Origin of the sequence: Saccharothrix longispora (genome assembly GCF_030852425.1) — a bacterium.
GTDB lineage: Bacteria > Actinomycetota > Actinomycetes > Mycobacteriales > Pseudonocardiaceae > Actinosynnema > Actinosynnema longispora.
Genome location: NZ_NSDM01000013.1, coordinates 269179 through 296075 on the forward strand (window position 1 = coordinate 269179; position 26897 = coordinate 296075).

Below are 26897 nucleotides of genomic sequence, written 5' to 3' on the forward strand. Positions count from 1 at the left end.
GCTGGGCGGTGTCGGTCACCGGGCGGTGTCGGTCACCGGGCGGCGGGCTGGACGCGCACCCGGACTCCGTTGAGCACCGCGGTGCCGGACAGCGGGTCCAGGGCGAGGTCGTCGGTGAGCCGGTTGACGTTCACGCCGGGGTGCGCGGCGGCCACGGCGAGGCGGGTGCCGGGCCGGTCGTGGCCCCAGCCGTGCGGCAGGCTCACCACGCCCTCGGCCATGTCGGCGCTCACCTCGACGGTGGCCTCGACCTCGCCGACGCGGGAGGTGACGCGGGCCGTGCCGCCGTCGACGAGGCCGAGTTCGCGCGCGTCGGCGGGGTTCACCAACAGCGTGCACAGGCGGCCCCTCACCAGGGCGGGCACGTTGTGCAGCCACGAGTTGTTGGTCCGCAGGTGGCGGCGGCCGACGAGGAGCAGGCCGTCGCGGGGTTCGGCGGCGAGGGCGGCGAGGACGCGGGGCACGTCGTCGGCGATGGGCCTCGGGCACAGCTCGATCCGTCCGGAGGGGGTGCGCAGGACTTCGGGCAGGCGGCTGGTGAGCGGGCCGAGGTCGAGGCCGTGCGGGTGGGCGAGCAGCTCCTCGACCGACAGCCCGTGGACGCCCTCGCGCAGGCGTGCGTCGAGCAGCTGCTCGTCCCGGGTGAGGTCCGCCGACGGGTCGGTGCCGGCGAGGGCGTCGAGGTCGGCGTCCGGGCCCAGGCCGGCGGCGATGGCGGTGAGCCGCAGCAGGATCTCGCCCTCGTCGAGCGCGCCGTCGGCGAGGGGCACGGCGGGCCGCGAGTACTTGGCGACGTTGCGCACGGCGAACGACAGGAACGCCAGGTCGTAGTGGGCGCGTTGGCCCGGCGGCGGTGGCGGCAGCACGACGTCGGCGTGCCGGGTCGTCTCGTTGAGGTACGGGTCGACCGAGACGACGAGGTCCAGGCCCGCCAGGGCCGCGTCGAGGCGGTCGGAGTTCGGGGCGGACAGCGCCGGGTTGCCCGCGACCGTGATCAGCGCCCGCACCCGGCCGGGGCCGGGCGTCCCGATCTCGTCGGCGAGGGTGGCGACGGGGAACTCGCCCGCCACCTCGGGCAGGCCGCGCACCCGGCTGCGCCACCGGCCGGTGGTGAACCCCTTGCCGGCGCCCGTGCCGCGACGGGTGTGCGCGGGCAGCGGGAACATCGCGCCGCCCGGCCGGTCCAGGTTGCCGGTGAGGACGTTGAGGACGTCCACGAGCCAGCTGGCGACCGTGCCGAACTCGACGGTGGTGGTGCCGATCCGGCCGTAGACGGCGGCCCGCGGTGCGGTGGCGAGCCGGTGCGCGAGGTCGCGCGTGACGCGGGCCTCGACGCCGCAGCGAACGGCCACCGCCTCCGGGGTGAACGGGCGGGCCAGCTCGCGGACCTCGTCCACGCCGACCGTGTGCTCCCCCGGGTGTCCCAGGTCCACCAGGTCCGCCGCGAACAGCTCGTTGACGAGGGCGAAGAGCAGGAACACGTCGGTGCCGGGGTGGATCGGCACGTGCTGGTCGGCCGCGGCGGCGGTGCGGCTGCGGCGCGGGTCGACCACCACGAACGCCCCGCCGCGCTCGCGGAGCGCCTTGAGCCGGCCGGGCGCGTCGGGGACCGTCCACAGGCTGCCGTTGGAGGAGAACGGGTCCGCGCCGAGCAGCAGCAGGAAGTCCGTGCGGTCGACGTCCGGGACGGGGATGGTGTAGATGCCGCCGAACAGCAGGCCGCACGCCACGTGCTTGGGCATCTGGTCCACTGTGGACGCGGTGAACACGTTGCGGGTGCCCAGGGCCTTGCGCAGGCCCGGCGCGTACAGGCCGCCGGCGAGCGAGTGCACGGTCGGGTTGCCCAGGTAGAGGGCGACGGCGTCGCGGCCGTGCTCGGCGGTGATCGCGGTGAGGCGGCTGTCGACCTGGGCGAACGCCTCCCGCCACGACGCGGGCGAGAACTCGCCGTTCCGCTTGACCAGGGGCGTGCGCAGGCGGTCGGGGTCGGCGTCCAGTGCGCCCAGGGACGCGCCCTTCGGGCACAGGAACCCGCGGCTGAAGGTGTCCAGCCGGTCGCCGCGCACGGCCGTGATCCGGTCGCCGTCGATCGTCAGCTCCAGCCCGCACGTCGCCTCGCACAGCGGACAGGTGGTGTGAGCGGTGCGCATGCGCGTCCCCTTAGCGGTCGTCCCGTGTGGTGCCCTGCTCCCCGGCGCGCGGCCGGAGCCGTCCCGCCGAGGTCAACCCGATCAGCTCGCTCAGCGCGGCGGCCACCATGCCCGGCCGGGCCAGGCAGTCGTCGAGGCGGAAACCCGCGACGGCGCGCGACCCGAGGCGCACCGGGTCCACCGCGAACGGCTCACCGTGGCCGACCAGGCGACCGAACGGGGCCAGCACGGCCAGCGCGTCCTCCACCGTGCCGCCGACCACGACGTCCACCGGTCCGCCGGCGAGCAGCCGCTCGCGCACGTCGGGCGCGGACGGGTCCACCGCGGCGTCCGCGCCGAGCCGCACGGCGAGCCGCCGCCGCGCCCGGGTGGGCGCGGTGGCGATCACCCGTCCCGCGCCGAAGCCCACCGCGAGCTGCACGACCAGCGCGCCGACCGGACCGGCCGCGTCGTGCACCACCACCGACTCGCCCCGGCTCAGGTGCGCGCACGTGCGCAGCAGGTGCCAGGCCGTGACGCCGTACCGCGCCAGCACCAACGCGGCCACGTCGTCGAGGTCGACGGGCAGCGGGTGCGCGACACCGCCCACGACCAGCTCCCGCCGACCCGCGACCTCGACGACCTCCACACCCCCAACCAACCCCGCCCGCCCCCACCCGGCTAAGTCGGGACACCACAACAACTAAGCCGCGAGTCGTAAACCCCGCCCGCGCGAGTCGTACGTCCAAGCCGGGCGAGTCGTACGTCCAGGCCCAGCAAGCCGCGCACTCGCGAGTAGGAACTCGTGAGGCGCGAACTTACGACTCGCGCGGCCTGGGTTTACGATTCGCGCGGCCTGGGTTTACGACTCGCGGGTGGGGGTGGTGTCCAGGGTTCTGGCCAGTTCCAGGCGGGAGGTGACGTTCAGCTTGGCGTAGATGCGGGAGAGGTAGACCTCGATCGTCCGGGGGCTGTAGTGCAGGGCCGCGGCGATGTCGCGGTTGCGCATGCCCTGCTGGACGAGGCGGGCCACGTTCGACTCGGCCTGGGTCAGCAGGCCCCGGGGCGCGGTCCGCGTCCGGGGGACCTTGGCGCCGAGCTCCCGCAGGCGGGCGCCCGCCTGGCGGCGCAGGCCGTGCGCGCCCAGGCGGGAGAACGTGGCGTGCGCTTCCAGGAGGGCCGGGACGGCGGGGGCGAGCCGGCCCAGGGCGAGTTGGGCCCGGGCCCGTTCGAAGACCAGGCCGCCGGTCTCGGCTTCGCGGACCGCGTCACGGAGCAGGTCCGGGTCCCGGTGCACGAGGCCCGCGACCCGGCGCACCGCGGTCCGGGTCCAGGGGGACACGCGGTCGGCGGCCACGGACCGGAGGGTGGCCAGGGTGGCGCGGGCCTCGTCCACGAGGTCGTGCGCCAGGGACAGCTCGACCAGCCTGGCCAGGAGGACGCAGCTGTACGCGGACGCGCCGTCCGGGGCCACGGCGGCCGAGAGGGTCGCGCGGGCGGCGGTCGCGTCACCCCTGGCGGCCAGGTAGTCCGCCATGGCCAGGGCGTGCAGGCCGGCCATGTTGGGGCTGGTCGGCGGGGGCAGGCCGGCCAGGCGGGCGGCCACGTCCAGCTCGCCGCGCCACGTGCGCACCTCCAGTTCGATCGCGCGCAGGCCGTGCAGCATCATCAGCTCCTGCCGCGCCTCCAGCTCCGCGGCGGCCCGCCCGAGGCGTTCCAGGCAGGCGTCCCACTCGCCGCCGAACCAGTCGAGCGCCACGCCCGCCATCTCCAGCTCGCCGCGGAACGCGTGGCCGCCGGTGCGCTCGCGCAGCTCCTCGGCCCGTCGCAGCCGCCACGACGCGTCGTGCACCAGTCCCGCGAGCGCCCCGGTCGACGCGCCGACGGCCAGCGCCTGGAGCTCCAGCGCGGGCTGGTCGGCGGCGCCCAGCGCCCGGTTGGCGTACTCGACGGTCTTGTCGTGCCGGAACAGCATCGAGGTGATGACGGCCAGCCGGTCGAACACCACGACGCCCTCGGCGGCCGACGTGACCGGCATGGCCTCGGTGCGCTCGGCCTCGGCGAGGGCGTCGGCGTGCCGCCCGGTGAAGACCAGCAGCAGCGCGCGCTGGGCGTGCAGCGCGGCGGGGGCGGCGCCGGCGGCCGACTCGGCGTCGGCCAGCTCGGCGTCGGCGAGCCGCAGCGCCTCGGCCAGCCTGCCCACGAGGAACAGGCAGCTGAGCACGACGACCGCGCACCGCGACCGCTCGGGTCCGGGTGGCAGGGCGTCCAGGGCGGCGAGACCGGGCGCCGCGGCGGCGGCCGGGCGGGACGCGTGGGCCAGCGCCCGGCACTGGGACGCGAGCAGCGCGCCGCGTTCGGGCGCGGCGACCGGCAGCAGCTCCAGGGCCCGCGCGCACAGCGCCGCCGCCGTCTCGGGGGCGGTCGCGCGGTTGGCGTCGGCGGCCCGCGCCATCACGCGCACCGCGCGCAGGTCGCCCGGCGGCGCGGACTCGGCCAGGTGCCAGGCCAGTTCCAGCTCGTCGGTCGACAGGCCGCGGTCGAGGTCCTCGAGCAGCCGGGCGCTGATGAGGCTGTGCAGGTGGCGGCGCTGCGCGGGCCCGATCTCCTGGTACAGGGCCTCGCCGACGAGGGCGTGCGAGAACCGGTAGCCGCGGTCCGCGTCGCGCACCACGATGTGCGCGCGCAGCAGCTCGTCGAACGCCGCCACCACGTCGTCCTCGGGCAGCGACGCGACCCGCGCGAGCAGCCCGATGCGGTCCAGCCGCACCCGCCGGAACACCGACACGGCCCGGGCCACCGCACGCGTGCCCCGGTCGAGCGGGGCGACGCGGCGCAGCACCGCCTCGCGCCGGGTCAGCCGGATCGCGGTCGGCGACACGGTGAGCCGGGCCCGGCCGCCGTCGACCGCGACGAGGTCCAGCTCGCGCAGCGAGCGGGCGATCTCCACGGCGAAGAACGGGTTGCCGTCCGCGCGCCGGCACACCTCGTGCGCCAGGCCCTCGTCGACCGGCGCGCCCAGCACGGACTCCGCGATCCGCGCCACCTCGCCGCCGCCGAGCGGCGCCAGTTCCAGCCGCACCACCTCGGCGTGCCGCTCCAGCCGGTCCAGCAGTTCGTCCACGCCGCCGTTGACGTGGTGCGAGCGGGTCGCGGCCAGCAGCACGAGCGGCGCGGCGGTGACCCGGCGCAGCACCACGGCGAGCATGGCCAGCGAGTCGTCGTCGGCCCGGTCGAGGTCGTCGAGGACCAGCGCGGCGGGCCGGTCGGCGGTGAGCGCGGCGAGGGCGCGGGCGACCAGTTCGCACGCCCGGCCGAACCAGCCCGCGTCCGGTTCGCCGGTCGGGGCCAGCGCCTCGGCGTCCGCCGCCGTCGCGGCGCACGACCGCAGGGCCGTGGCGACCGCCGCGTACGGGATGCGCCGGCTGACGTCGTCGGACTCGGCGGCCAGCACCGCGCAGCCCCGGTCGCGCAGCCCGTCCCGCGCTCGCGCCAGCAGGCTCGACTTGCCGATGCCCGGCTCCCCCGACACGACGACGGCGACCACGCCGGCGGCGGGAACCCGGTCGACGGCCGCGGCCACGGCGGCCAGTTCGCTCTCCCTGCCGAAGAACGCGGGGGCAGAGGACAAGGGCGGCCTCCCGTCATGGGACTTCGTCACCCTACCGACTGAGGAATCCCTACTCACGTGTCGTGGCTCACGGTGGTGACATGGTGTCCCACCACCGCAGCACCGGGAGGGTCGATGACGGTCCAGGGCACCTGCCACGGCGACTTCGCCGAGGTCCGCGCAGAGTTCGAGGCCAACTTCGCGCACCGGGGCGAGGAGGGGGCGGGCGTGCACGTGACCGTCGACGGGGAGACCGTGGTCGACCTGTGGGGCGGTGACGCGGGCGGGCGGCCGTGGCGCGAGGACACCCTCACGCACGTGTGGTCGTGCACCAAGGGCGCGACCGCGCTGTGCGCGCACGTGCTGGCCTCGCGCGGCGACCTCGACCTGGACGCGCCGGTGACCCGCTACTGGCCGGAGTTCGGCGGCGCGACGACGCTCGTGCGGGACCTGCTGGCGCACCGGGCGGGGTTGGCCGCGCTGCGCGAGCCGGCCGCGCCGGGCCTGTTGCGCGACTGGGCCGCGACGACCGCCGCGCTGGCCGCGCAGGAGCCGTTCTGGGAGCCGGGCACGCGGCACGGCTACCACGCGCTGACCTTCGGCCACCTGGTCGGCGAGGTCGTGCGGCGGGTCAGCGGACTGGGCCTGGCGGAGTTCTTCGAGAAGGAGGTCTCCGGGCCGCTGGCGCTGGACTTCTGGCTGCGGCTGCCGGAGGACCTGGAGCCGCTCGTCGCGCCCACCCTGCCGCCGCCGCCCGGGTCGCCGGTGTCGCGCCTGTACCGGCGGGCGGTGGCGGAGCCGGGGTCGGTGCAGGCGCTGCTGCTGACGAACGACGGCGGGTACGCGGCGTCGTCGAACACGCGGGAGGCGCGTGCCGCCGAGTACGGGTCCGTGGGCGGCATGGCGAACGCGCGGGGGTTGGCGCAGATGTACCGGCCGCTGGCGCTGGGCGGCGGGTACAACGGGGTGCGGCTGGTGGACGAGGCGCAGGTGGCGTCGATGTCGGCGGTGGAGTCGGCCGGGTTCGACGAGGTGCTGCTGGTGCCCACCCGGTTCTCGTCGGGTTTCATGAAGTCCGCGGGCAACGGCCACCTGCCGCCCGCCGACCGGGGGGTCGTGCTGGCGGAGGACGCGTTCGGCCACTCGGGCATGGGCGGGTCGCTGGGTTTCGCGTCGCCGGCGGCGCGCATGTCGTTCGGGTACGTGATGACGCGGATGGGGCCGGGCATCGGCGTCAACGAGCGCGGGCAGTCCCTTGTGGACGCCGTGTACCGCGCGCTGGGGCACCGGCTCGCGCCGGGCGGCCCCTGGTTCCGCTGACTACGATGGCCGCGTGATCGAGGTGGTGCGCGGCAGGTGCGTGGCGGCGTCGCCGGAACGCGTGTGGCAGGTGGTGTCGCGCGCGTCGAGCACGGCGGCGTGGCTGGCCGACTGCGACCGGGTGGACGTCACCTCCGGCGCGGGGTGCGGGGAGCGGCGCACGCAGCACGGCCGGTGGGACGGCCACGTGTCCGAGGTCGACCAGGAGGTCGTGGAGTTCCGCCGGCCGACGGTGATCGCGTGGCGGCACGTCGCGGAGCGCCTCGACGGCCGCCCGGCGCCGCGCTTCGCCCTGCGCACCGAGTTCCGGGTGGAGCTGGCGGCGACCGCGGACGGGGGCACGGTCGTGCGGCTGCGGCTGCTCCAGGTGCCCGCCTCCGAGTTGCGGGGGCTGCTGCTCAGGGTGTTCGGCCGCCGCCGGGCGGCGTCGGCGATGGACGCCTCGCTGGACCGGCTGGTCGACCTCCTGGGACGCCCCGAGCCGCGCTGAGGAGTCCGGCGCCGAGGAGTCACGCGCCGGAAAGCCGGGCGTCACCCGGCGATGCCGTAGACCGACCGCAGCCACACGCACGTGAGGGTGTCGACGAGCTCCCGGTCCTTGGCCGCGGAACGGCGGGCCCGCGAGCGCGCCAGGAACGCCTGCTCGTTCATCTGCACCAGGATCGTGGCCAGCGCGCGGGAGTCCGGTCCGGGCGGCGCGACGCCCGCGGCCCGCTCGATGTCGATCTGGTCGGCGGTGGAGTCGATGAAGCGCCGGGCCACCCCCGACCAGAACTCGCGCATCGACGGGTCCGTGTCGCGGGCGCGGACCGCGGCCCGCAGCACCGGGCCGTGCCGGCGCCACAGGGCGAGGCTCGCGCCCAGCGCCCGGCGGATCGAGTCCTCGGGCGGTTCGCTGCCGCGCCGCAGCCAGGAGGACGCGGACTCGTAGACGGCGTCGAGGACCGCCCCGGACAGCGCGTGCAGCACGGCTTCGCGCGAGGCGAAGTGGAAGTAGAACGTCGACCGGGAGATGCCCGCGCCGGAGGCGAGCTCGTCGACCGCGATGTCGTCCAGGGAGCGCGTCTGCAACAGGCGCGTGGCGGTGTCCAGGATCGCCTGGGAGGTGAGGTCGCCCTTGCTGGGCCTGCGCCGCGACCCGACCGTGCCGGCACGTGGGGACATGGCGGACATCCTCTGGCGGCCGGCACGGCGGTCGCAAGGTGCGCAAGGGCACCGGTGCCAAGTCGAGAGCCGCCCGCCCGACCACCCGGTCATGGGGCCACCGCGGCCGTGCGGTTCGCGGTCGGCGCGCGGGAGCGGTAGAACTGGGCGGTGGACCCCCTCTGGGCATTGCGGCAGGTGGCGTTCCAGCTGGAGCGCGCGGGTGAACCCACGTACCGGGTCCGGGCGTTCCGCCGGGCCGCGGACGTCGTGGCGGGGCTCGCCGACGGCGAGGTGGAGCGGCGTGCCGCGAACGGGACGCTGACCGACCTGCCGGGCATCGGCAAGTCCACCGCCGGCGTGATCACCGACGCCCTCGCCGGGCGGGAGCCGTCCTACCTGGCCAGGGGGCGCGAACCCGTCGTCGGCGGCCAGGCGTTGCGGGCGCTGCTCAGGGGCGACTGCCACACCCACTCCGACTGGTCGGACGGCGGCAGTCCGATCCGGGAGATGGCCGAGGCGGCCCGCGACCTCGGACACTCGTGGGTCGCGCTGACCGACCACTCGCCGCGCCTCACCGTCGCCAACGGGCTGTCCGCCGACCGGTTGCGCCGACAGCTGGACGCGGTGGCGGCGGTGAACGAGGAGCTGGCGCCGTTCCGCGTCCTGACCGGCATCGAGGTCGACATCCTCGACGACGGCGCGCTCGACCAGCACGAGGACCTGTTGGCCCGGCTGGACGTCGTGGTCGCCGCCGTCCACTCGAAGCTGCGGATGCCCGGTCCCGCGATGACGCGCCGGCTGGTCGAGGCGGTGTCCCACCCGCACGTCGACGTGCTGGGCCACTGCACGGGGCGGCTGGTCACCGGCAAGGGGCGGCCGGAGTCCGAGTTCGACGCGGAGGCGGTGTTCGACGCGTGCGTGGAGGGCGGCACGGCGGTGGAGGTCAACTCGCGGCCGGAGCGCCGCGACCCGCCGGGCAGGCTGCTGCGGCTGGCGGTGGCGATGGGCTGCTCGTTCGCGATCGACAGCGACGCCCACGCGCCGGGCCAGCTCGACTGGCTGTCGTACGGCTGCGAGCGGGCCGAGGAGTGCGGTGTCACGCCGGACCGGGTGATCAACACCCTGGACGTGGACGAGTTCCTGGCCCGCTGACGTCCCCGGCGCCGGCGTCCCCGGCCCGCCGGTGGGGGGGTGCTCAGCGGCCGGCGGTGGCGGAGCGCCGCACGCGGGAGGCGCGCAGCAGGTGGCCGTACCACGGCACGAGCGGCCCGGTGCGGCTGTCGACCAGGCGCTGCCACGTGGCGCGGCACAGCGCCAGGAACGGCGCCGGGTCCCACTCGGCGGCCAGCGCGGCGAGCGGCCGGTCGCCGACGTTGCCCAGGGCGTAGCGGCGGTCGAAGCCGTAGGACACCGGCACCGCCGCGCCGTTGGCCTCGACCACCAGCGGCGTGAGCCATCGGCCCAGTGGCAGCGGGTGGTCGACGGGTGCGGCCATGAACGCCTCCGGGCTGCGGGCCAGCATGGTGCGCGGCACGGCGTCCAGCTGCACCGCCATGCCGTGCTCCTCGGCGATGCGGCCCAGCTCGACCGCCGCGTAGGCGAGTTCGACGGCGTCGGGCCGCTCCCCCGCCATCAGGCGGTTGGCCGCGCCCTCGGGTTCGAGCGGGTGCACCTGGAGCAGCAGCGCGCCGGACCCGTGCGCGGCGAGCGCCACGTCGCCCAGCTGGGTGGCGTTGCCCTGGGTGAGGGTCGTGATCACGCCGACCGGGATGCCCGCCTCGGTGAGCCTGCGGATGCCCGTCAACGCCTTCTCGAACGCGCCCGGCTGGTCGCGGATGCGGTCGTGCGTGGCGCGGTCGCCGTCCAGGGACACGGCGACGAGGTCGACGGCCCCGCGCACCAGCCCGATCCGGCGCTGCGTGAGCGCGACCGCGTTGGTGGTGACCGTGGTGCGCATCCCGGCGTCGCGGGCGGCGCGCAGCAGGGCGGGCAGCTCGGGGTAGAGGAACGGTTCGCCGCCCGACACGTTGAGCACGTCGTAGCCGAGCCGGGCGGCGTCCCGCACGACCCGCGAGAGCACGCCGATCGGCACGGACTCGGTGACGTCCGGCCCGGAGCTGGAGTAGCAGTGCAGGCAGCGCAGGTTGCAGAGCCTGGTCGGGTGCACCTGGAGCACCGCCCGACCGCCCGTGTGCCCCGCCATGCCGCCCTCCCGCGTCCCGGATACCCATATGGAGGACCGAGCGGCCGCGCTGATACGTCCATCCGTCACCGAAGGACCCCTGGACGGGAGGAGCCCGGAGTCCCTCGCCGGACGGGTGCCGCAATAGTGCGGCAATTGCGGAATTCCGAATGCGCGATCCGGGTCGGTCTCGATTGGCGCGGTGCTATGGTGCCGCATCGCGCACCGGGATCGGGTGCGTCGCGCGAGTTCCATTCACGTCTTATGCCTGAAAGGGATTCCTCCCCGTGGACGGTCAGGACTTACGGACAGCACGCCCGCGCAGGACCCGGACGGCGGTGGGACTGGCGGCCGCCGGCGTGGCGATCCTCGCGGCCGGGGTGGTGATCGGCCGGTGGGACGCGTGGTCACCGTCCCCGCAGGCAGCATCCCCGCAGGCCACCTCGGCGCCGGCCGCGGGACCGGTGACCGCGTCGTCGAGCGACGCGGGACCGGCGCCCGTGGCGGGGCCGGGCGCCACCTGGCTGGCCGACCTGAAGCCGGTCGGCAGCACCTCCATAGACGAGGCGTACGCGGAAAGCCCGTGGCAGGTCGCGGCGGCGCGGGTGAGCGGGGTGGAGCACCGCAAATCGATTTCCGCGACCGGCGCGTGGTGTTCCTCGGCGCAATTGGAGTTCGCGGTCGAGGGCGAATACGAACGGCTCACCGCGCGGGTCGCCATCGCGGACGACTCGCAGCTCACCAAGGCGCTCGACTTCTACGTGCTGGCCGACGGCCGCCGGGTCGGCGAGGTCCCGGACGTCGGCATGACCCCGCAGCGGGTGGACGTCGTGGTCGCCGGGGCGAGCAGGCTGGCCATCGGCGTCGAGCCCACCGCGGCCGACGGCGGCGGCTGCCCCGGTCCGGAGCGCGTCGGCGTGTGGGTGGACCCGTCGTTGACGAAGGCCGGCCCGGCGTCGGGGTGACGCCGGGCCGGTCCTGGTCGACGGGTGGTTACTGGTAGCAGGGCTTGTCGAACGTGAAGTCCTTCGCCGACGGGCCGGTGAAGAAGTCCTCCACCAGGCCGACGCCGGTGGCCGCCTGCTCGTCCGGCTTGTAGATCAGCGTCTGCCGGAACGTCGACTCGTCCGGCGTGCCGGTGAACTTGCCCGCGCCGGTCGGCAGCATGCCCTCGTAGTCCACGGACTCCAGCTGCCGCACGGCGTTCAGCACGCCCGCGCGGGTCAGGTCCTTGTTCTCGGCGGCCTTCTGCAACGCCGCCTTCAACGGGTACGCCCACACCCAGCCCGCGGTGTAGCCGTCGTTCGGCGTGACCGACGGCAGGGCCTCGCGCAGCGCCTTGTGGCCAGGCGTGTCGGTCGCCCAGGACTTCCACGGCGCGGACTGGAGGTACAGCGCCTTGATCGCGGACGCGGCCGGGCTCTGCATCAGGCCCATGTTCCAGGTGGGCGAGGTGCCGATGAACCTGCCCTTGAAGCCGCGCGCCGCGGTCTGGCCGATGATCACGGCCGCGTCGGTCGGCCCGGTGGTCAGGATGACCACGTCCGGCTGGTTGGCCAGCACGGCGTCGATCGCGCCGCCCTGGTTGTCCTGGCCGGTCTGGGTGACCGCGTCGGCGAACTGCACGCCCCGCTTCTCCGCCGCGATCTTCGCGCCCGCCGCGGCGTCGTCGCCGTAGTCGCCGGGCAGGTGCACGGCCATGACCTTCTTCGCGCCCAGCTCGTCGACCGCGTAGTCGACGGAGTTCATCGACTCGACGCAGTAGTTCGCGCCGGACTCCAGCACGACCTCCTCGTGGCCCCAGAGCGACGTCCACGACGCGGGCACGCTCACCATCTGCGAGTTCTCCAGGTCGGGGAGGATCGCGGCGGTCGTGGGCGAGCCGAGGGTCTGGGTGAGGGCCAGGATCTTGCCCTTCATCTCCTGGTACACCTGGTTCTGGATCTGCGGGTTGTACTTGTTGTCCGCCACGTACGTGGTGACGTCCACGTCGTAGCCGCCGATGCCGCCCTGGTCGTTGACGCGCTTCCAGAACGCCTTCTGCGACTCGGTGATCGGCACGGCCAGGGTCTTGAACGGCCCCTCGGTGAGGTCGGAGATCGTGCCGAGGTAGATGCAGCCGCGGTCGGCGTGACCGGTGTCCTCGCAGGGCTCGGACGTCACCCCGAAGTCGACCTTGATGCCGCCCTTGCCCTCGACCGCCTCCCCGCCGTCACCACCCCGGCAGGCCACCGAGGCCAGCGCCACCACGGACAACAGCGCGAGCACCGCTCTGTGCCTTGCCATCCCATCTCCATCCTTCGGTACGAGGTCAGTACGAGAAAGGCCAGGTGCGCCAGTAGTTGCGGACGCGCACCCAGATACCGAACAGGCCCCGTGGCTCGACGATCAGGAACACCACGATCAGCAGCCCGTAGAGGACCGCCTCGACCTGGAACACCGTGACCGCACCGGTCGCGTCGGAGCTGACGAACGGCAGCACCGCGGGCAGTTCCCGGGTGACGCGCGGCAGCAGCGTGATGAACAGCGCGCCCATGACCGCGCCGGAGATGGTGCCCGCCCCGCCGATCAGCACCATCGCGATGTACTGCACGGACAGCAGCAGGCCGAACGAGCCGGGGTCGAAGAACCCGTTGACCACGAACAGCAGCGATCCCGCCACGCCCGCGTAGAAGGAGGACACGGCGAACGCCAGCGCCTTGTACCGGGACAGGTCGACGCCGATGGCGGCCGCCGCGAGGTCCCGGTCGCGCACGGCGGCGAACGCCCGCCCGATCCGCGACCGCACCAGGTTGCGGGCCAGCACGCCGAAGATCACCAGCAGGACGAACATCAGCAGGTACAGCTGCTGCGGCCCGGTGAAGAACTCCGACGGCCGGTCCAGCCGCACGCCGAACAGCTCGGGCACCGCCGCCGGCCGCCCCACGCCCGGCCCGCCGGTGAGCGACGTCCACTCGCGGAACACGTGCTCGCCGAGGAACACCAGCCCGAGCGTGACGATCGCCAGGTACAGCCCGCGCAGCCGCACCGCCAGCGGCGCCACGACCAGCCCGGCGAGCCCGGCCACCAGCCCGGAGGCCAGCAGCCACACGGGCAGCGACGTGACGCCGAACCCGAGGACGCGCCCGTCGGGGTCCCCGGACAGCGCCGCGCCGGTGTAGGCGCCGATGGCGAGGAAGAACGCGTGCCCCAGCGACACCTGCCCCGCGTACCCGGTGACGATGTTGAGCCCGATCGCCCCGATGGCCGCGACGAACCCGGTGGCCAGCAGCATCAGCAGGTCGTCGGTGAGCATGAACGGCACGAGCAGCGCGAACGCGACGAGCGCGCCCGTCCACGCCCGCTTGGGCCTGGTGTTGAGGAACGCGGTGTCCTGCGCGTAGGACGTGTAGAGCTCCGGACGACCCTTCACAGGCGTTCCACCTCCCGGCTGCCGAACAGCCCGTAGGGCTTCACCAACAGCACGACCAGCATCAGCACGTACGGGGCGACCAGGGCGAAGTTCGGCCCCAGCCACGGCGCGACGCCGTCCTGGTAGGTGCCCACGAGCGATTCGACGACGCCGACGGCCAGCCCGCCGACCACCGCGCCGCCCAGCGAGTCCAGGCCGCCGAGGATGATCGCGGGCAGGGCCTTGAGCGCCACGATCCACAGCTGCTGGTCGACGCCCGCGCCGGTGGCGACGAACACCCCGGCCAGCGCCGCCAAGCCGCCCGCGATGGCCCACGACAGGGCGAACACCGACCCGACCGAGATGCCCTGCGCGAGGGCGACCTCCTGGTCGTGGGCGACGGCGCGCATCGCCAGGCCGACGCGGGAGAATCGGAAGAACGCGAACAGCACGGCCACCACGACCACGGTGGTCGCGAACATCACCAGGTAGCGCTGCTGGACGTCCACGCCGAGCAGGGACACCGTGTCCAGGCCCCACGGGTCGCCGACCTGGCGCACGTCCAGCCCGATGAACGCGTTGGTGACCACGCGCACCACGACGTCCACGCCGATCGTGATGATGGCGACCACGAACACCGGCTTGCCGATCATCGGCCGCAGCACGGTCCGCTCCACGCCCAGCGCCAGCACGGCGATGACGAGCGCGGCGACCGGCACGGCCACGAAGAACCCGACTTCGGCGGTCAGGTAGCTGACCAGCACCGCGCCGGCGAGCATGAACGCCGGCTGGGCGAAGCTGATCACCCGCGTCGACTTGTAGATGATCACGAAGCCGAGGGCGAGCAGGGCGTAGATCGACCCCGTGCCCAGGCCTCGGACGAGGGACTGGAGGAACTCGCTCACGAGCGCCCCCCTGCGTTCGTCCCCCGCGCGTCCGTCCCCCGCGCGTTCGTCCCGCCGAGGTACATGTCGTCGACCAGCTCGCCGTAGACCTTGGCGAGCGCGGACCGCTTCACCTTCTGCGTCGCGGTCAGCTCGCCGTCCTCGTGGTCCAGCTCCTTGGGCAGCATCCGGAACTTCTTCACCTGTTCCACGGACGCGAACCGCTCGTTGACCTCCAGCACGATGCCCTGGACCAACTCCCGCACCTCGTCCTTCTCCGCGAGGTCGCGGTAGGTGGTGTAGGCGAGCTTGCGCTGCCTGGCCCAGTGGCCGACGGTGTCGTGCTCGATGCCGATGAGCGCCACGAGGTAGGGGCGCTGGTCGCCCAGCACGATCGCTTCCTTGATGTACGGGGAGGTCTTGAGCGCGTTCTCGACCTCGGAGGGCGCGACGTTCTTGCCGCCCGCGGTGATGATGATGTCCTTCATGCGGTCGGTGATGCGCACGTGCGTGCCGTCGACCCACTCGCCGACGTCGCCGGTGCGCAGCCAGCCGTCGTCCGTCATGGCCTGCCGGGTGGCGTCCTCGTCGCGCCAGTAGCCGGCGAACACGCCGGCGTGCCGGGTCTGGATCTCGCCGTCGTCGGCGATGCGCAGCTCCACGCCGGGCTGCGGTTCGCCGACCGTGCCGACCTTGACGCGGCCGGGTCGGTTGCCGGTGGCGATGGCGCTGTTCTCGGTCATCCCGTACACCTCGTGCACGGGCACGCCGATGCCCATGAAGAAGCGCAGCACGTCCGGCGAGATGGGCGCGGCGCCGGACGAGGCGTAGCGGACGTGCCGCATGCCGATGCGCGTCTTGAGCGCCCGGTAGCAGAACACCCAGCCGACGCCGTACTTCAGGCGGGTGGCCGCGGTGTGCCGGCCGCCGTTGCGGACGAGGGCGTCGCCGAGCCGGTCGGCGACCCGCAACCAGAAGCGGGTCGTGACCCGCTTGAGCCGGGTGGCGCTCGCCGCGCCGATCGTGATCGACGCCAGGACCTTCTCCCAGATGCGGGGCACCGCGAACAGGATCGTCGGCTGCACCTCGCGCAGGTTGGGCTGCACCGTCTCGATGGACTCGGCGAAGTGCACCCGGATGCCCGCCGACGCGCTGAACCACGTGGTGAAGATGCGTTCGGCGACGTGGCACAGCGGCAGGTAGGACAGCGTGACGTCGTCCGGCGACGGCGGTGGCGAGGTGAACCCGCCGCCCTCGACGAGGGTCTCCACCGCGAACTCGACGTTGGCGACGGTGAGCATCGCGCCCTTGGGCGGGCCGGTGGTGCCGGAGGTGTAGATCAGCGTCATCACGTCGTCCTGCTCGACCTGGCGCATCCGCTGGTCCACCGCGTCCGGGTGCTCCTCGCGGTGCGCCGCGCCGAGGGCGAGGAAGTCGTCCCAGGACAGCAGCAGCGGGTTGTCGTAGCGGCCCCGGATGCCGCGCGGCTCCAGGTAGACGATGCGCTCCAGGTCGGGCAGCGCGTCGAGCACGGCGAGCGCCTTGTCGACCTGCTCCTGGTCCTCGGCGATCAGCACCCGCGCCCCGGAGTGCGACAGCAGGTAGGCGACCTCGCTCGCCGGGTTCGTCGGGTACAGCCCGACCGTCACCGCGCGCACGGCGACCGCGCCGACGTCGGCGTAGAGCCACTCGCGGCGGTTCTCCGAGTGGATCGCGACCCGGTCGCCGGGGTCGACGCCGAGCGACAGCAGGGCGTGCCCGACCAGTTCGACCTGGTCCCAGTAGCCCGCCCAGGTGACCTCGTGCCAGATGCCGAAGTCCTTGGCGCGCAACGCGACCGCGCCCGGGTGGGTGCCCGCGCGGTCGCGCACGCGGGTGACGATCGTCGTGGGCGCCGTCACGCCGCACCTCCCACGGTCCGGTGGTCCTCGCCCAGGTAGGCGCGCACCACGTCCGGGTCCCGCTGCACCTCGGCGGGCGTGCCGGTGCGGATGGGCTTGCCGAAGTCGAGCACCATGACCCGGTCGGCGAGCTCCATGACCAGGCCCATGTCGTGCTCCACCATGACCATCGCGATGCCCAGCTCGTCGCGGACGTCCAGCACGAACCGGGCCATGTCCTCGGTCTCCTCGACGTTCATGCCCGCCACGGGCTCGTCGAGCAGCAGCACCTTCGGCTCCATCGCCAGCGCCCGGCCCAGCTCGACGCGCTTCTGCACGCCGTAGGGCAGCAGGCCGACGGGCAGCCGCCGCCACTGCTCCAGTTCGAGGAAGTCGATCACCCGCTCCACGGCGGCCCGGTTCGCCAGCTCCTCGCGCCGCGCCCTGCCGACCCACGCGAACGCGGCCAGCGCGCCGTAGCGCATGTGGTTGTGCCGGCCGAGCATGAGGTTGTCGACCACGGTCAGGTGGGCGAACAGCTCGATGTTCTGGAACGTGCGGGCGATGCCCATCGCGGCGAGCTTGTGCGGCCGGGTGCCGAGCACGTCGCGGCCCTCGAACCGCACCGAGCCGGACTGCGGCCGGTACACGCCCGACAGCACGTTGAAGATCGACGTCTTGCCCGCGCCGTTGGGGCCGATGATCGCGAACAGCTCGCCCGCGCCGACGTGGAACGACACGCCGTCCACCGCCGTGACGCCGTCGAACGCGAGCGTCACGTCCGACACCTCCAGCACCGGTCCGGTCACGACAACCACCGCTTCCGCCGCTTGTAGTGCTTCACGTCGCGGAACGACCGCACCGCGCCCTCGCCGCGCAGGCCCAGGTAGAACTCGCGGACGTCCTCGTCGGCGAGCAGCGCGGCGGCGGGTTTGTCCATCACGACCTTGCCGTTCTCCAGCACGTAGCCGTGGTCGGCGATGGACAGCGCCATGGTGGCGTTCTGCTCGACCAGCAGCACGGTCGTGCCGTCGGCGTTGATCTTCACGACGAGGTCGCGGATCTGCTGCACCATGAGCGGGGCGAGGCCCAGGCTGGGCTCGTCCAGCAGCAGGTAGCGCGGCTCGGACATGAGCGCCCGGCCGATCGACAGCATCTGCTGCTCGCCGCCGGACAGGTAGCCCGCGCTCTGCCGCCGCCGCTCCCTCAGCCGGGGGAACAGCTCGTACATCCGCTCCAGGTTCTGCTTGATCGACCGCGGCCTGGTGTGCCCGCCGACGCGGAGGTTCTCCTCCACGGTCAGCTCGGCCAGGATGCGCCTGCCCTCCAGCGCCTGCTTGACGCCGAGCGAGGCGATCCGCGCGGGCGGGGCGCGGTGGATCGGCGTGCCGTCCAGGGTGACCTCGCCCCTGGTGACCTTGCCGTCGTGCACGTCGAGCAGGCCGGACAGCGCCCGCAACAAGGTCGTCTTGCCCGCGCCGTTCGCGCCGAGCAGCGCGACGATCCGCCCGTCCGGGACCCGCAGGCTCACGCCGCGGAGCACCAGCATGACGTCGTCGTAGACCACCTCAAGGTTGTTCGCCTCCAGCACCGGCGCCTCCGTGGGATACCCCCGTGGATGTCGGGAGGCGGCCAGTATGGCCCCGATCACAGCGTTAACTACCACCGTTCGCAAACCGTGATGAACCCGACCGCGCGGTGTTCGGCTTTCACGATTCTGTTGCTCGGTCCTGTGTGGACGGGTGTAGCCCACCTGGACGCCGGGTATGCCCCCGGCGACGGACCCCTGGGGGTCGGGGAGGAGTGCTCGCCACCATGAACGGCTCGGACGTGGAGCTCAGGATGGCGGCGAGGCCGGCCTACCTCTCGACCGTCCGCGCCGTCGCGAGCGCGATCGCCCGGTCGACGCCGTCGCTGGCCATCGACCTCGTGATCGCGGTCGACGAGGCGTGCACGGCGCTCATCGCGCGGGCCCACGCGCACGCGGAACTGCGGTGCCGGTTCGACCGCGACGGCGATTCCGTTCGGTTTCACGCAGAGGTCCGGTCATCGGCCGTCACCGTCCCGGACCACCACTCGTTGTACTGGCGGGTCGTCAGCTCCGTGACCGACGCGGTGGCCACCTGGGTGGACGGAGACGGCCGGTTGCTGGTCGAACTGAGGTGCCGGGCATGAACGCGGTGGACTACCAACCGCTGTTCCAGGAGTTGGCTGCGACGGACGGGAGCAGGCACCAGGAGGTGCGGGACCGCCTCGTCACGGAACACCTCCCCCTGGCGCACCACATCGCCGACCGGTTCGCCGAGCGCGGCGAGTCGGTGGAGGACCTGCGCCAGGTGGCGGCCCTCGGGCTGATCAACGCCGTGGACCGGTTCGACGTCACGCGCGGCATCGACTTCCTCGCGTTCGCCGTGCCGACGATCACCGGCGAGGTGCGGCGGTACCTGCGCGACCTGGGGTGGGCGGTCCGCGTGCCGAGGCGGTTGAAGGAGCTGTGCACCGCGATCGACGGCGCGCGGGTGGAGCTGGCGAGGCGCACCGGCCGCACGCCCACGCCCAGCGAGGTCGCCCGGCACCTGGGGATCGGGCTGGACGAGGTGTACGAGGGGCTGCACGCGGCGTCCGCGCACCACCTGCTGTCGCTGGACGAGCACGACGAGCTGGTCGCCGCCGAGGGAGGGCTGGTGTCCGACGACCCCGCGCTGGAGGTCGTCGAGCTCCAGCACGCGCTGGACCCGATGCTGCGGGGGCTGCCCAAGCGCGAGCGGCGGATCATCGTGCTGCGGTTCTTCCGGAACATGACGCAGAGCCAGATCGCCGACTCCGTCGGGGTGTCGCAGATGCACGTGTCGCGCTTGTTGAGCCGGTCGCTGGCCCGGTTGCGCGACCTGCTCGACGACTAGCGCCCCGAGCCTCACCCGTTCGCGCACAACCGCCCCCGCATCCGTCTCCGTTCCGACACCCCGCTGACACCGACGGGCCACGTGCAGGGCACGTGCGTGCCATCCCACCGCCGAGAAGCGGTTGCGGTGCGCGATCCCCGGGTATCTCCCGGGTGACCACGAACCAGGAGGGTCGGATGCACACGGAAAGCCTGCACGGCGTCGTCGGCGTAGAGGGACCGTTCGTCTCCGTGTTCCTGGACGTCGGCGAGCACGTGGACCTGCGTTGGCGGGCGATGCGCGACCAGCTCCAGGCCCAGGGCGCGGACGCGTACCTGGTCGCCCTGGCGCACAACGCGATCACGTCCGGCGAAACACCGCGCGGCCTCGCCGGCCGGGGCCTGGTGGTGGGCGGCGGCAGGGTGCTGGTGGACCGCTACGTCCCGGTCCCGCCCGCCGGCTACACCGCCCGCTCCGGTCCGCTGCCCTACGTCCTGCCGCTGGTCGACCTCTCCGAACCCCTGCTCCCCCACGTGGTCGTCCAGGTGGACGAGCACGGCGCGGACCTCAGGGGCGTGGACCCGACCGGCCGCCCGGTGGCGGTGGCCTCGGTGGGCGCCCGCCGCCCGGACCGCCTGCTGGACGCCACCGAGGTGGCCGACGTGACCCAGGAGGCGACCTCCCTGGTCGACCGCCTGGACGCGCAACTGCTGGTCCTGGCCGGCTCGCTGAGCGGCAGGCGCTCCCTGCGGATCGCGCTCCCCACCCGCTACCACCACCTGGTGGTCGAGGTCGAGGGCCCGGCCGACCAGGCGGTCCTGCACCTCGCCGGCCGGGCGAACCAGGACGCCCGCCGGGCGGTGGTCGAGCGCTTCCGCGACGAGTCGGCCCGCCTCACCGGGCGGGCGGTCCACGGCCTGGGCGCCGTGACGGGGGCGCTGGAAGCGGGCCGCGTCTCGACGCTCCTGGTGAACGACACCCTGATCGGCTCGCGCGAGGTGGAGGGCGGTCGGGCGGACGAGGTCCTGCCGCTGCGCGCCATCGCGGCGGGGGCCGAGATCGTGGTGGTCGGCGGCGCGATCCGCCTGCACGAGGACGTCGGGGCGCTGCTGTCCGGGTGAGCCGCCCGGCGGTGACCGCCCGATCGTGTCCCGACCCCCGCGGCTCACGCGCGTCCCGCGCACGGCGGCCTCCGCGCGCGGGAGCCCTACCGCCTCTTCTTCTTCCCCAGCAGCCGGAGCACCGCCCGCTCCACCTCTTCCCGCTCCGCCGACCTCGGCCGGATGACCACCCCGTCCTGGAACGCCTTCACGACCCTCGGGTCGACGTAGGACTTCCTCGCCACCGCCGGGGTGTTGCCGAGGTGCTCCGACACCTCCCTCATGACCGCCGCCTCCACCCGCTTGCGGCCGCGCTGCGAGTCCGGCCTGCCCTCCCTGGCGAACGCCGCCGCCGCCAGCAGGGTCGCGTGCCACGTCCTCAGGTCCTTGACCGAGAACTCCGACCCCACCATCTCCTTGAACCTCTGGTTCACGTCGTCCGAGTCGACGTGCCCGCCGCCCGCGTCCGTCAGCAGTCGCTCGGCCGACCCCGACCGGCCCCGCAGCAGTGCCCGCACGGCGTTCGCCAGCGCCGCGTCCTCGACCTCGGTGCAGAACTCGATGCCGCCCTTCGCGGGGTAGCAGAAGTCGACGACGCTCCCCCGCACCGTGACGTGCGAGCACAGCAGCGTCGCCACGCCGTGCGTCCCGTTGTCCGCCGCGTACGTCTCGCCGCCGACGCGGAACACGCCCTGGTCGAGCACCGCCAGGGCCACCGCCAGGACCCGCTCCCGGGTGCGGCCGCGGCCGTCCAGGGCCTCGGCGACCTCCCGGCGGAACGCGGGCAGCGCGGGCGCCAGGGCCAGCACCCGGTCGTGCTTCTCCTCGTCCCGGTCCCGCCGCCACCGCTCGTGGTACAGGTACTGGCGGCGGCCGGCGGTGTCCGTGCCGACCGCCTGGATGTGGCCGTTCGGGTGCGGGCACACCCACACGTCGCGCCACGCCGGCGGGATGACCAGGGCTTCGACCCGCTCCCGCGACTCCTCGTCGACGGGGTTGCCCTCGGCGTCGGTGTAGCTGAACCCCCGGCCGCGCCGGCGGCGGTGCCAGCCCGGTGCGGACGGGTCGCTGCGGCGGAGTCTCACCAGGCGCGTGTTCCCGTAGCCCATGATCCGAAACTCGATGGTTCGATTCCGCCCCGATCGGGTATGTGGACCGGCATGACACAGCCGTGGACGGTCGGGGTCGAGCAGGAGTTCCTGCTCGTGGACCCCGAATCCCGCCGACCCGTACCGCTGGCCGAGTCCGTGGCGCAGCACGCCGGGGCGCGGTTGGACGTGCAGCGGGAGCTGACGCCGTTCCAGATCGAGGTCGCCACGCCGGTGTGCGAGACCACCGAGCAGCTGATGGAGCAGGTGCTGCTGGGCCGGACCCACCTGGCGAAGGCCGCGCACGCCGCGGGCTGCCGGCTGATGGCCTCGTCGGTGCCGCCGATCGGCACGGCCGGGCCGCCGCCGGGCACGGACGACCCCCGCTACCGGCTGATGGAGTACTCCCACCGCAAGATGATCGGCGGCTCCGGCGTCTGCGGGATGCACGTCCACGTCGGCGTGCCGGACCCGGACACCGCGATCCGCATCGGCAACGCGCTGCGCCCGTGGCTCCCGACGCTGCTCGCGCTGAGCGCGAACTCGCCCATCGAGCAGGCCGAGGACACCGGGTACGCGAGCTGGCGGTCGATCGTCTGGTCGCGCTGGCCGATCAGCGGCCCGCCGCCGCACCTGGGGTCGGCCGCCGAGTACGAGGCGCGGGTCGCCGCGCTGGAGGCGACCGAGGTGTTGTTGGACACGGGCATGGTCTACTGGGACGTCCGGCCGTCCGAGCAGCACCCGACGGTCGAGGTGCGGGTCACCGACGTCCCGCTGACGGCGCACGAGGCGGTGGTGATCGCCGAGCTGATCAGGGCCTTCGCCCGGACCGCCGCCGAGTCGGCCGACGCCGAGCGGGTGGACGACCTGCTGCTGAAGGCCGCCTACTGGCGTGCCTCGCGCGACGGCGTGGACGGCCTGGCGGTCGACCCGCGCGACGGGCGCCTGCTGCCCGCCCGCGATCTGGTGGCCGAGATGGCGCGCTGGTGTGAGAACGCTCTCGATGACGCGGGGGCGGTGTCCTTGGTCCAGGATCACCTGGAATGGTTGCGCAGTCACGGAAGTGGCGCGGCCCGGCAACGCCGCGCATTCGGAGCGTCACCGGACGCCCGTGAACTGGTGGACCTGGTCCTGGCCGAGACGGTCGACGAGGGCCGTTGAGTACTACCGTGGAGTACGCGCCGCGTGGGCGGCGTTGGTGAGTGAGAGGAGAACCGGCGTGCCAGATCCCGCGGCGACGCTCGCTTCCGTGCGGGTCGAGAGGCCGGCGGACGGCGTGGTGGTGCTGCACGTGTCCGGTGAGTTGGACACGAGCAGCGCCGACGAGCTGGCCCGACCGCTGAAGGAGCACCTGGTCGAGAACGTGCGGGGGGTTGTCGTCGATCTCGGCGGCGTGCGCTTCCTCGGCTCGGCCGGACTGGAGTCGTTGGTCGTGGGCAACCAGCGCGCGGACTCCCTCGGGGTCGCGCTGGTGCTCGTCGCCACGACCCGGGCGACCGTGCGGCCGATCCAGGCGACCGGACTGGACGCGGTGTTCACCGTCGTCGGTTCGGTCGAGGAAGCGCTGGCCCGCTTCTAGGGCCTTCGGGCTCCTGGGGCACGGTCGACGACAGGGGGCACCGCTCTCACGCGAGAGCAGTGCCCTCTCCGCGGTGCGCGGCTCCGGGCCGCGGACGAGAGCACCGCTCTGGAGCACCGGCTCCCTACAAGGAGCGGCGGACCGTCCTGATGGCGCAGCGCACCGCCCCCACCGGGGGCAGTGCGCCCTCCGGTGGGACGACCCAGCGGGACTCGACGGCGGGGATGCTGCGCGGTCCGCGCCAGTAGCGCACGTCCGGGGGCAGCACGTGGTCCGGCGTCGGCTCCGGGTCGGGCCTCGCGAGGAACAGCCAGCGCAGGCGCGGGCCCGGGATCGCGAGGATCGGGCCCAGCGGGCCCGCGGAGCGGAGTTGGTGGCTGACCTCGGCGCCCCAACTGGCGGGTACCTCCACGGCGACCGCGCCCTCGGTCAGCACCAGCGAACCTTCGACGTGCCAACGTTCCATGCCCGCCGATGCTCACGTGGTCCCGTGACGGGACTGTGTCCGCCCGCGGCGCGTCCCGTTAACCCTGCCCGATGTCCTCGAACCAGAGTTCGGGCCTGGCCGCGATGAAGTCGGCCATCATCCCGGCGCACCCCGGGTCGTCCAGCAGGGTGATGCGCACGCCGTGCTCGGCGAGCCAGTCGTGACCGCCGTGGAACGTGCGGGCCTCGCCGATCACCACGTGGGGGATGCCGAACTGGCGAACGAGCCCGGAGCAGTACCAGCACGGTGACAGCGTGGTGACCATGACCGTGTCCCGGTAGGACGCCCGGCGGCCCGCGTCGCGGAACGCGGCGGTCTCGGCGTGGGTGGAGGCGTCGCCGTCCTGGACCCGCCGGTTGTGACCGCGCCCGAGCAGCCCGCCGTCGGCGGTGAAGAGCGCCGCGCCGATCGGGACGCCGCCCTCCTCCAGTCCCGCGCGGGCTTCCGCCACGGCCACGGCCAGCATCTCGTGTGCGTCCACGGGACCAACCTAGCCGGGACGGCGACCGGGACGACCCGGGAGCGCGGCGCGAGGACGGCGCGGGAGGCGCGGTCAGGCCCCGAAGCAGAGGAAGCCCGCGCTCGCCGCGTAGGCCTCGTGACCGGTGTCGCGGTGGGCCTCCTGCGCGCCGGCCAACGCCACCGCCGGCGGGTCGCCCTTCCCCAGCCTCCGGTGCAGGTCCACCATCAACGGCGTGGTCACCTCCGCCGGCACGGGCACGACCGGCGCGACCAGGGTCCGGGTGCCCAGGCCCAGCAACGCCGCCGTGAAGCCCATCAGCTCGTCCCCCGGCCGCACCGCCGACAGGCCCGAGTCGCACGCCGACAGCACGACCAGCGCGGGCGGGCGGCGCAGGCGCTCCAGGTCGTGGACGGTGAGGGGTCCGTCGGCCAGCTCCAGGGCGGAGAACAGCGGGTTGTCGGCGCGGAACGAGCCGTGCGCGGCGACGTGGGCCAGCGGCGCGCCGTCCATCGCGGCGGCCACCGCGTCGACCGTCGCGTCCGCGCCCACCAGCACCGAGGCCCCACCGGCGAGCGGCGCGATGGCGGCGATCTCGGTGGGCGCGGCGGGCAGCCGGGGGCCGGCGGCCAGCACCGCCCGGTCGTGCGGGACGGCGGACGACAGCGCCGCGCGCAGCCACACGGTCGCCGACGGCACCACGGTCACCGACCGCCCGCGGCAGCCGGGCAGCGCCGACCAGGGCAGGCCGCCGAGCTGGCCGGTGGGCGCGAGCACGAGCGGCCGGTCGTCGAGGCGCCGGCGCAGCGGGGCGAGCAGGCGGGTGTCGAGCAGCCGGGCGGTGTGGTCGGCCCCGCCGCGCACGGCGGTCCTGTCGAGGTGCCCGGGCAGGGTGACGAGCCGGTGCAGGGCGAACCTGAGCAGCCGCACCTCGCGCAGCGCCCCGTCGAGCGGTCCGAGCCGGTGCAGCGAGGCGCGTCCCCCGGCGACGACCACGGCCAGCAGGTCGCCGTCGTAGTCGACGTACTCGACCAGCGCCCGCTCGCCGAGCGCCTGGGCGAGGTCGCGCACCGCGGGCGGCTTGAACACCGCGCCGCCGCCGCTGGTCTGCCGGGTCAGGTCGCGCACGCGCTGCTCGCCGCGCACCTGGCGCTGGCGCAGCCCGGCGGACGGCTTGCCGGCCAGCAGCGCGATCTCCAGGTCGGCGGTCACCGCGCGCAGCTCGGTGAGGGCGTCGGCGAGCCCGGAGTCCTCCGGCGGTCGGGCGGGCGTCATCCGCATGGCGCCCGCGCGCCACGCCTCCGCCCACGACAGCACGCGTCCCGCGTGGCCGCCGGCGACGGCCGCGCGCAACCCCTCGAACGCCAGCGCCTTGCCCTGGGCGCCGCTCGACGCGCGCAGCTCGACCGCGCCCAGCGACACCCGGTACTCGTCGAGCAGCCCGAGCCCGCGGCGCAGCGCGATCTGCGCGCCGCGGGCGTTGCCGAGCAGGTCGCGGCGCAGCGCCTCCGCGTACCAGCCCTGCACCCGGTGCGCCGCCGTGCCGCCGCGCCGGGCCGCCCCCGCCGTGGTCAGCTCGGCCACGGCACGCCGCCGGTCGCCCAGGTCCCGGGCGACGAGCGCGGCGTCGACCCGTGCCTCCAGCCCCGCCATGCGCCAGCCGAAGTCCTCCAGCCGGGCCGCCACGCGCACGAGCGCGGTCACCAGCCCGCGGGTGCGCTGCCCGCTGAGGTAGGCGGCGCGCAGCTCGACGTGCCGGGCGCTCGCCTCCCACACCTCGCGCCGCTCCCGCCGGAAACCCTTGCGCGCCAGCACCGCCATCTCCACGGCGCGCTCCAGGTCGCCCTCCAGCAAGGCGATGCGCGCCCGGTAGAACTGGGCCTCGGAGCGGGCCAGCACGAGGTCGCCGACCATCTCCTCCAGCGCCCGGTCGGCCGCCGCGCGGGCCTCTTCCAGCAGCGGCACGGACACCAGCAGCTCCAGCCGGTTGATCAGCAGCGCGGGCCGCGGCACGGCCAGCCGCCGGTACTCGCGCTCGGCCTCGGCGAACATCGTCAGGGCACGCGGCACGTCACCCGCGCGGGAGGCGGAGATGCCCGCGTTCCAGCGCACGTCGGCCACGGCCAGCTCCTGGCCCAGCGACCGGTACAGGGCGGCGGCGCGGTCGAAGTCCTCGTCGGCCGCCTTCAGGCCGCCGGTGTAGGCGCGCAGCAGGCCGCGGTTGTTGCGGGCGCGGGCCTCGCCGAGCCGGTCGCCGGTGCGGCGGGCGGCCTCGATGGCCGAGTTGTACTCGCGCTGCGCCTCGTCGTAGCGGCACAGGTAGTGCAGCACGAGGCCGCGCTGCATGCGGGCGATGTCGGCGTCGCCGCCGTCGAGCGCGCCGACCGCCTCGTTGACCGCGCGCAGCGCCTGGGCGTGCCGGCCGGTGGTGGACAGCACGAACGCGAGGCTCACCCGGGCCAGCGCGGCGAGCCGCGCGGAACCGGCGCCCTCGGCGATGCGGACGGAGCGGCGCAGGTGCCGCAGCGCGCCGTCGAAGTCGTGCAGCTCGCGCAGCGACAGGCCGATGGCGCGTTCGGCGGTCGACGCCTCCTCGGCGTCGCCGGAGAGCCGCGCGGCCCGCAGCGCCGAACGGCCCATCTCGATCGCCGCGCGCGGGTCCCGTTGCCGGGCGTCCAGCGCCGCCGCGGCGGCGGATTCCGCTGCCACGAAACCCACCTTATTACCAAGACCCCTGTGGTAGCTTGATCAAGCTCGCA

At 74.2% G+C, this 26897-nt stretch carries 24 protein-coding genes; 9 read left to right on the top strand and 15 right to left on the bottom strand.

What is annotated here, in order from left to right; translation table 11 throughout:
- Window positions 1-32: 32 nt before the first annotated feature.
- The 3 genes from CKY47_RS28395 to CKY47_RS28405 form a co-directional block, all read right to left on the bottom strand.
- Window positions 33-2150, bottom strand: coding sequence for a molybdopterin-dependent oxidoreductase (locus CKY47_RS28395; RefSeq protein ID WP_306749372.1), 2118 nt, complete (start codon window positions 2148-2150; stop codon window positions 33-35).
- Window positions 2151-2160: 10 nt separating this feature from the next.
- Complete coding sequence (locus CKY47_RS28400) at window positions 2161-2778, bottom strand: zinc-binding dehydrogenase (RefSeq protein WP_306749373.1); 618 nt, start codon at window positions 2776-2778, stop codon at window positions 2161-2163.
- 213 nt (window positions 2779-2991) lie between these two features.
- Complete coding sequence (locus tag CKY47_RS28405; RefSeq protein WP_306749374.1) at window positions 2992-5760, bottom strand: ATP-binding protein; 2769 nt, start codon at window positions 5758-5760, stop codon at window positions 2992-2994.
- Between the two features lie 114 nt (window positions 5761-5874).
- On the opposite strand from CKY47_RS28405, the gene CKY47_RS28410 reads away from it, so the two are divergent.
- The gene (locus CKY47_RS28410; protein ID WP_306749375.1) at window positions 5875-7059 is read left to right on the top strand and encodes a serine hydrolase domain-containing protein; all 1185 of its coding nucleotides are present in this window, start codon (window positions 5875-5877) and stop codon (window positions 7057-7059) included.
- 13 nt (window positions 7060-7072) lie between these two features.
- Window positions 7073-7549, top strand: a complete 477-nt coding sequence (locus tag CKY47_RS28415; RefSeq protein ID WP_306749376.1) for an SRPBCC family protein — start codon at window positions 7073-7075, stop codon at window positions 7547-7549.
- Window positions 7550-7590: 41 nt separating this feature from the next.
- Here CKY47_RS28415 and CKY47_RS28420 read toward each other — a convergent pair whose 3' ends face one another.
- Window positions 7591-8223 (bottom strand): TetR/AcrR family transcriptional regulator, encoded by a 633-nt coding sequence (locus tag CKY47_RS28420; protein WP_306749377.1) that lies wholly within the window; start codon window positions 8221-8223, stop codon window positions 7591-7593.
- Between the two features lie 150 nt (window positions 8224-8373).
- On the opposite strand from CKY47_RS28420, the gene CKY47_RS28425 reads away from it, so the two are divergent.
- Window positions 8374-9357: a PHP domain-containing protein gene (locus CKY47_RS28425; protein WP_306749378.1), complete on the top strand. Its 984-nt coding sequence runs from the start codon at window positions 8374-8376 to the stop codon at window positions 9355-9357.
- 43 nt (window positions 9358-9400) lie between these two features.
- On the opposite strand, the gene CKY47_RS28430 is transcribed toward CKY47_RS28425, so the two are convergent.
- Window positions 9401-10408 (bottom strand): radical SAM protein, encoded by a 1008-nt coding sequence (locus tag CKY47_RS28430; protein WP_306749379.1) that lies wholly within the window; start codon window positions 10406-10408, stop codon window positions 9401-9403.
- Window positions 10409-10725: 317 nt separating this feature from the next.
- Here CKY47_RS28430 and CKY47_RS28435 point away from each other — a divergent pair, with 317 nt between their 5' ends.
- On the top strand, window positions 10726-11352 hold the full coding sequence (locus CKY47_RS28435; RefSeq protein ID WP_306749380.1) for an NPCBM/NEW2 domain-containing protein: 627 nt from the start codon (window positions 10726-10728) through the stop codon (window positions 11350-11352).
- A 28-nt stretch (window positions 11353-11380) separates the two neighbouring features.
- On the opposite strand, the gene CKY47_RS28440 is transcribed toward CKY47_RS28435, so the two are convergent.
- Genes CKY47_RS28440 through CKY47_RS28465 form a run of 6 tightly spaced genes read right to left on the bottom strand, consistent with a single transcriptional unit; the run spans window position 11381 to window position 18133 of the window.
- Complete coding sequence (locus CKY47_RS28440; RefSeq protein ID WP_306749381.1) at window positions 11381-12673, bottom strand: ABC transporter substrate-binding protein; 1293 nt, start codon at window positions 12671-12673, stop codon at window positions 11381-11383.
- Window positions 12674-12698: 25 nt separating this feature from the next.
- Window positions 12699-13799 (bottom strand): branched-chain amino acid ABC transporter permease, encoded by a 1101-nt coding sequence (locus tag CKY47_RS28445; RefSeq protein WP_306749382.1) that lies wholly within the window; start codon window positions 13797-13799, stop codon window positions 12699-12701.
- Window positions 13796-14683: a branched-chain amino acid ABC transporter permease gene (locus CKY47_RS28450; RefSeq protein WP_306749383.1), complete on the bottom strand. Its 888-nt coding sequence runs from the start codon at window positions 14681-14683 to the stop codon at window positions 13796-13798. Before CKY47_RS28450 ends, CKY47_RS28445 begins: the two co-directional genes overlap by 4 nt.
- Entirely contained in the window at window positions 14680-16563 is a 1884-nt protein-coding gene (locus tag CKY47_RS28455) for an AMP-dependent synthetase/ligase (protein WP_306749384.1), read from the bottom strand. The genes CKY47_RS28450 and CKY47_RS28455 overlap by 4 nt, the downstream gene beginning before the upstream one ends.
- Window positions 16560-17351, bottom strand: coding sequence for an ABC transporter ATP-binding protein (locus CKY47_RS28460; RefSeq protein ID WP_306749385.1), 792 nt, complete (start codon window positions 17349-17351; stop codon window positions 16560-16562). The genes CKY47_RS28455 and CKY47_RS28460 overlap by 4 nt, the downstream gene beginning before the upstream one ends.
- A complete protein-coding gene (locus tag CKY47_RS28465) occupies window positions 17348-18133 on the bottom strand; it encodes an ABC transporter ATP-binding protein (RefSeq protein ID WP_306749386.1) in 786 nt (261 codons plus the stop codon). The genes CKY47_RS28460 and CKY47_RS28465 overlap by 4 nt, the downstream gene beginning before the upstream one ends.
- 224 nt (window positions 18134-18357) lie before the next feature.
- Here CKY47_RS28465 and CKY47_RS28470 point away from each other — a divergent pair, with 224 nt between their 5' ends.
- From CKY47_RS28470 to CKY47_RS28480, 3 genes are all read left to right on the top strand, one after another.
- Entirely contained in the window at window positions 18358-18717 is a 360-nt protein-coding gene (locus CKY47_RS28470) for an ATP-binding protein (RefSeq protein ID WP_306749387.1), read from the top strand.
- Window positions 18714-19445 carry a SigB/SigF/SigG family RNA polymerase sigma factor gene (locus tag CKY47_RS28475; RefSeq protein WP_306749388.1) on the top strand — a complete coding sequence of 244 codons (732 nt, stop codon included), beginning with the start codon at window positions 18714-18716 and terminating at the stop codon, window positions 19443-19445. The genes CKY47_RS28470 and CKY47_RS28475 overlap by 4 nt, the downstream gene beginning before the upstream one ends.
- Window positions 19446-19621: 176 nt before the next feature.
- Window positions 19622-20545 (top strand): baeRF2 domain-containing protein, encoded by a 924-nt coding sequence (locus tag CKY47_RS28480; RefSeq protein ID WP_306749389.1) that lies wholly within the window; start codon window positions 19622-19624, stop codon window positions 20543-20545.
- 86 nt (window positions 20546-20631) lie between these two features.
- Here the strand turns inward: CKY47_RS28480 and CKY47_RS28485 are convergent, their stop codons facing one another.
- On the bottom strand, window positions 20632-21633 hold the full coding sequence (locus CKY47_RS28485) for a DNA topoisomerase IB (protein WP_306749390.1): 1002 nt from the start codon (window positions 21631-21633) through the stop codon (window positions 20632-20634).
- A gap of 51 nt (window positions 21634-21684) precedes the next feature.
- Between CKY47_RS28485 and CKY47_RS28490 the strand changes: the two genes are divergently transcribed.
- Together CKY47_RS28490 and CKY47_RS28495 are read left to right on the top strand one after the other, a co-directional pair.
- Complete coding sequence (locus CKY47_RS28490; protein WP_306749391.1) at window positions 21685-22773, top strand: carboxylate-amine ligase; 1089 nt, start codon at window positions 21685-21687, stop codon at window positions 22771-22773.
- A gap of 58 nt (window positions 22774-22831) precedes the next feature.
- Window positions 22832-23191 (top strand): STAS domain-containing protein, encoded by a 360-nt coding sequence (locus tag CKY47_RS28495; protein ID WP_306749392.1) that lies wholly within the window; start codon window positions 22832-22834, stop codon window positions 23189-23191.
- 124 nt (window positions 23192-23315) lie between these two features.
- Here the strand turns inward: CKY47_RS28495 and CKY47_RS28500 are convergent, their stop codons facing one another.
- From CKY47_RS28500 to CKY47_RS28510, 3 genes are all read right to left on the bottom strand, one after another.
- Window positions 23316-23657 (bottom strand): hypothetical protein, encoded by a 342-nt coding sequence (locus CKY47_RS28500; RefSeq protein WP_306749393.1) that lies wholly within the window; start codon window positions 23655-23657, stop codon window positions 23316-23318.
- Window positions 23658-23715: 58 nt separating this feature from the next.
- Window positions 23716-24144: a nucleoside deaminase gene (locus tag CKY47_RS28505; protein ID WP_306749436.1), complete on the bottom strand. Its 429-nt coding sequence runs from the start codon at window positions 24142-24144 to the stop codon at window positions 23716-23718.
- Window positions 24145-24231: 87 nt separating this feature from the next.
- Complete coding sequence (locus CKY47_RS28510) at window positions 24232-26847, bottom strand: CHAT domain-containing protein (RefSeq protein WP_306749394.1); 2616 nt, start codon at window positions 26845-26847, stop codon at window positions 24232-24234.
- Window positions 26848-26897: the final 50 nt, after the last annotated feature.

Excerpts from the sequence above, each read along its gene's own strand:
- CKY47_RS28395 (WP_306749372.1), bottom strand. The coding sequence starts at position 2,150 with ATGCGCACCGCTCACACCACCTGTCCGCTGTGCGAGGCGACGTGCGGG.
- CKY47_RS28410 (WP_306749375.1), top strand. The coding sequence starts at position 5,875 with ATGACGGTCCAGGGCACCTGCCACGGCGACTTCGCCGAGGTCCGCGCA.
- CKY47_RS28420 (WP_306749377.1), bottom strand. The coding sequence starts at position 8,223 with ATGTCCCCACGTGCCGGCACGGTCGGGTCGCGGCGCAGGCCCAGCAAG.
- CKY47_RS28430 (WP_306749379.1), bottom strand. The coding sequence starts at position 10,408 with ATGGCGGGGCACACGGGCGGTCGGGCGGTGCTCCAGGTGCACCCGACC.
- CKY47_RS28440 (WP_306749381.1), bottom strand. The coding sequence starts at position 12,673 with ATGGCAAGGCACAGAGCGGTGCTCGCGCTGTTGTCCGTGGTGGCGCTG.
- CKY47_RS28470 (WP_306749387.1), top strand. The coding sequence starts at position 18,358 with ATGAACGGCTCGGACGTGGAGCTCAGGATGGCGGCGAGGCCGGCCTAC.
- CKY47_RS28475 (WP_306749388.1), top strand. The coding sequence starts at position 18,714 with ATGAACGCGGTGGACTACCAACCGCTGTTCCAGGAGTTGGCTGCGACG.
- CKY47_RS28480 (WP_306749389.1), top strand. The coding sequence starts at position 19,622 with ATGCACACGGAAAGCCTGCACGGCGTCGTCGGCGTAGAGGGACCGTTC.
- CKY47_RS28485 (WP_306749390.1), bottom strand. The coding sequence starts at position 21,633 with ATGGGCTACGGGAACACGCGCCTGGTGAGACTCCGCCGCAGCGACCCG.
- CKY47_RS28490 (WP_306749391.1), top strand. The coding sequence starts at position 21,685 with ATGACACAGCCGTGGACGGTCGGGGTCGAGCAGGAGTTCCTGCTCGTG.
- CKY47_RS28500 (WP_306749393.1), bottom strand. The coding sequence starts at position 23,657 with ATGGAACGTTGGCACGTCGAAGGTTCGCTGGTGCTGACCGAGGGCGCG.
- CKY47_RS28505 (WP_306749436.1), bottom strand. The coding sequence starts at position 24,144 with ATGCTGGCCGTGGCCGTGGCGGAAGCCCGCGCGGGACTGGAGGAGGGC.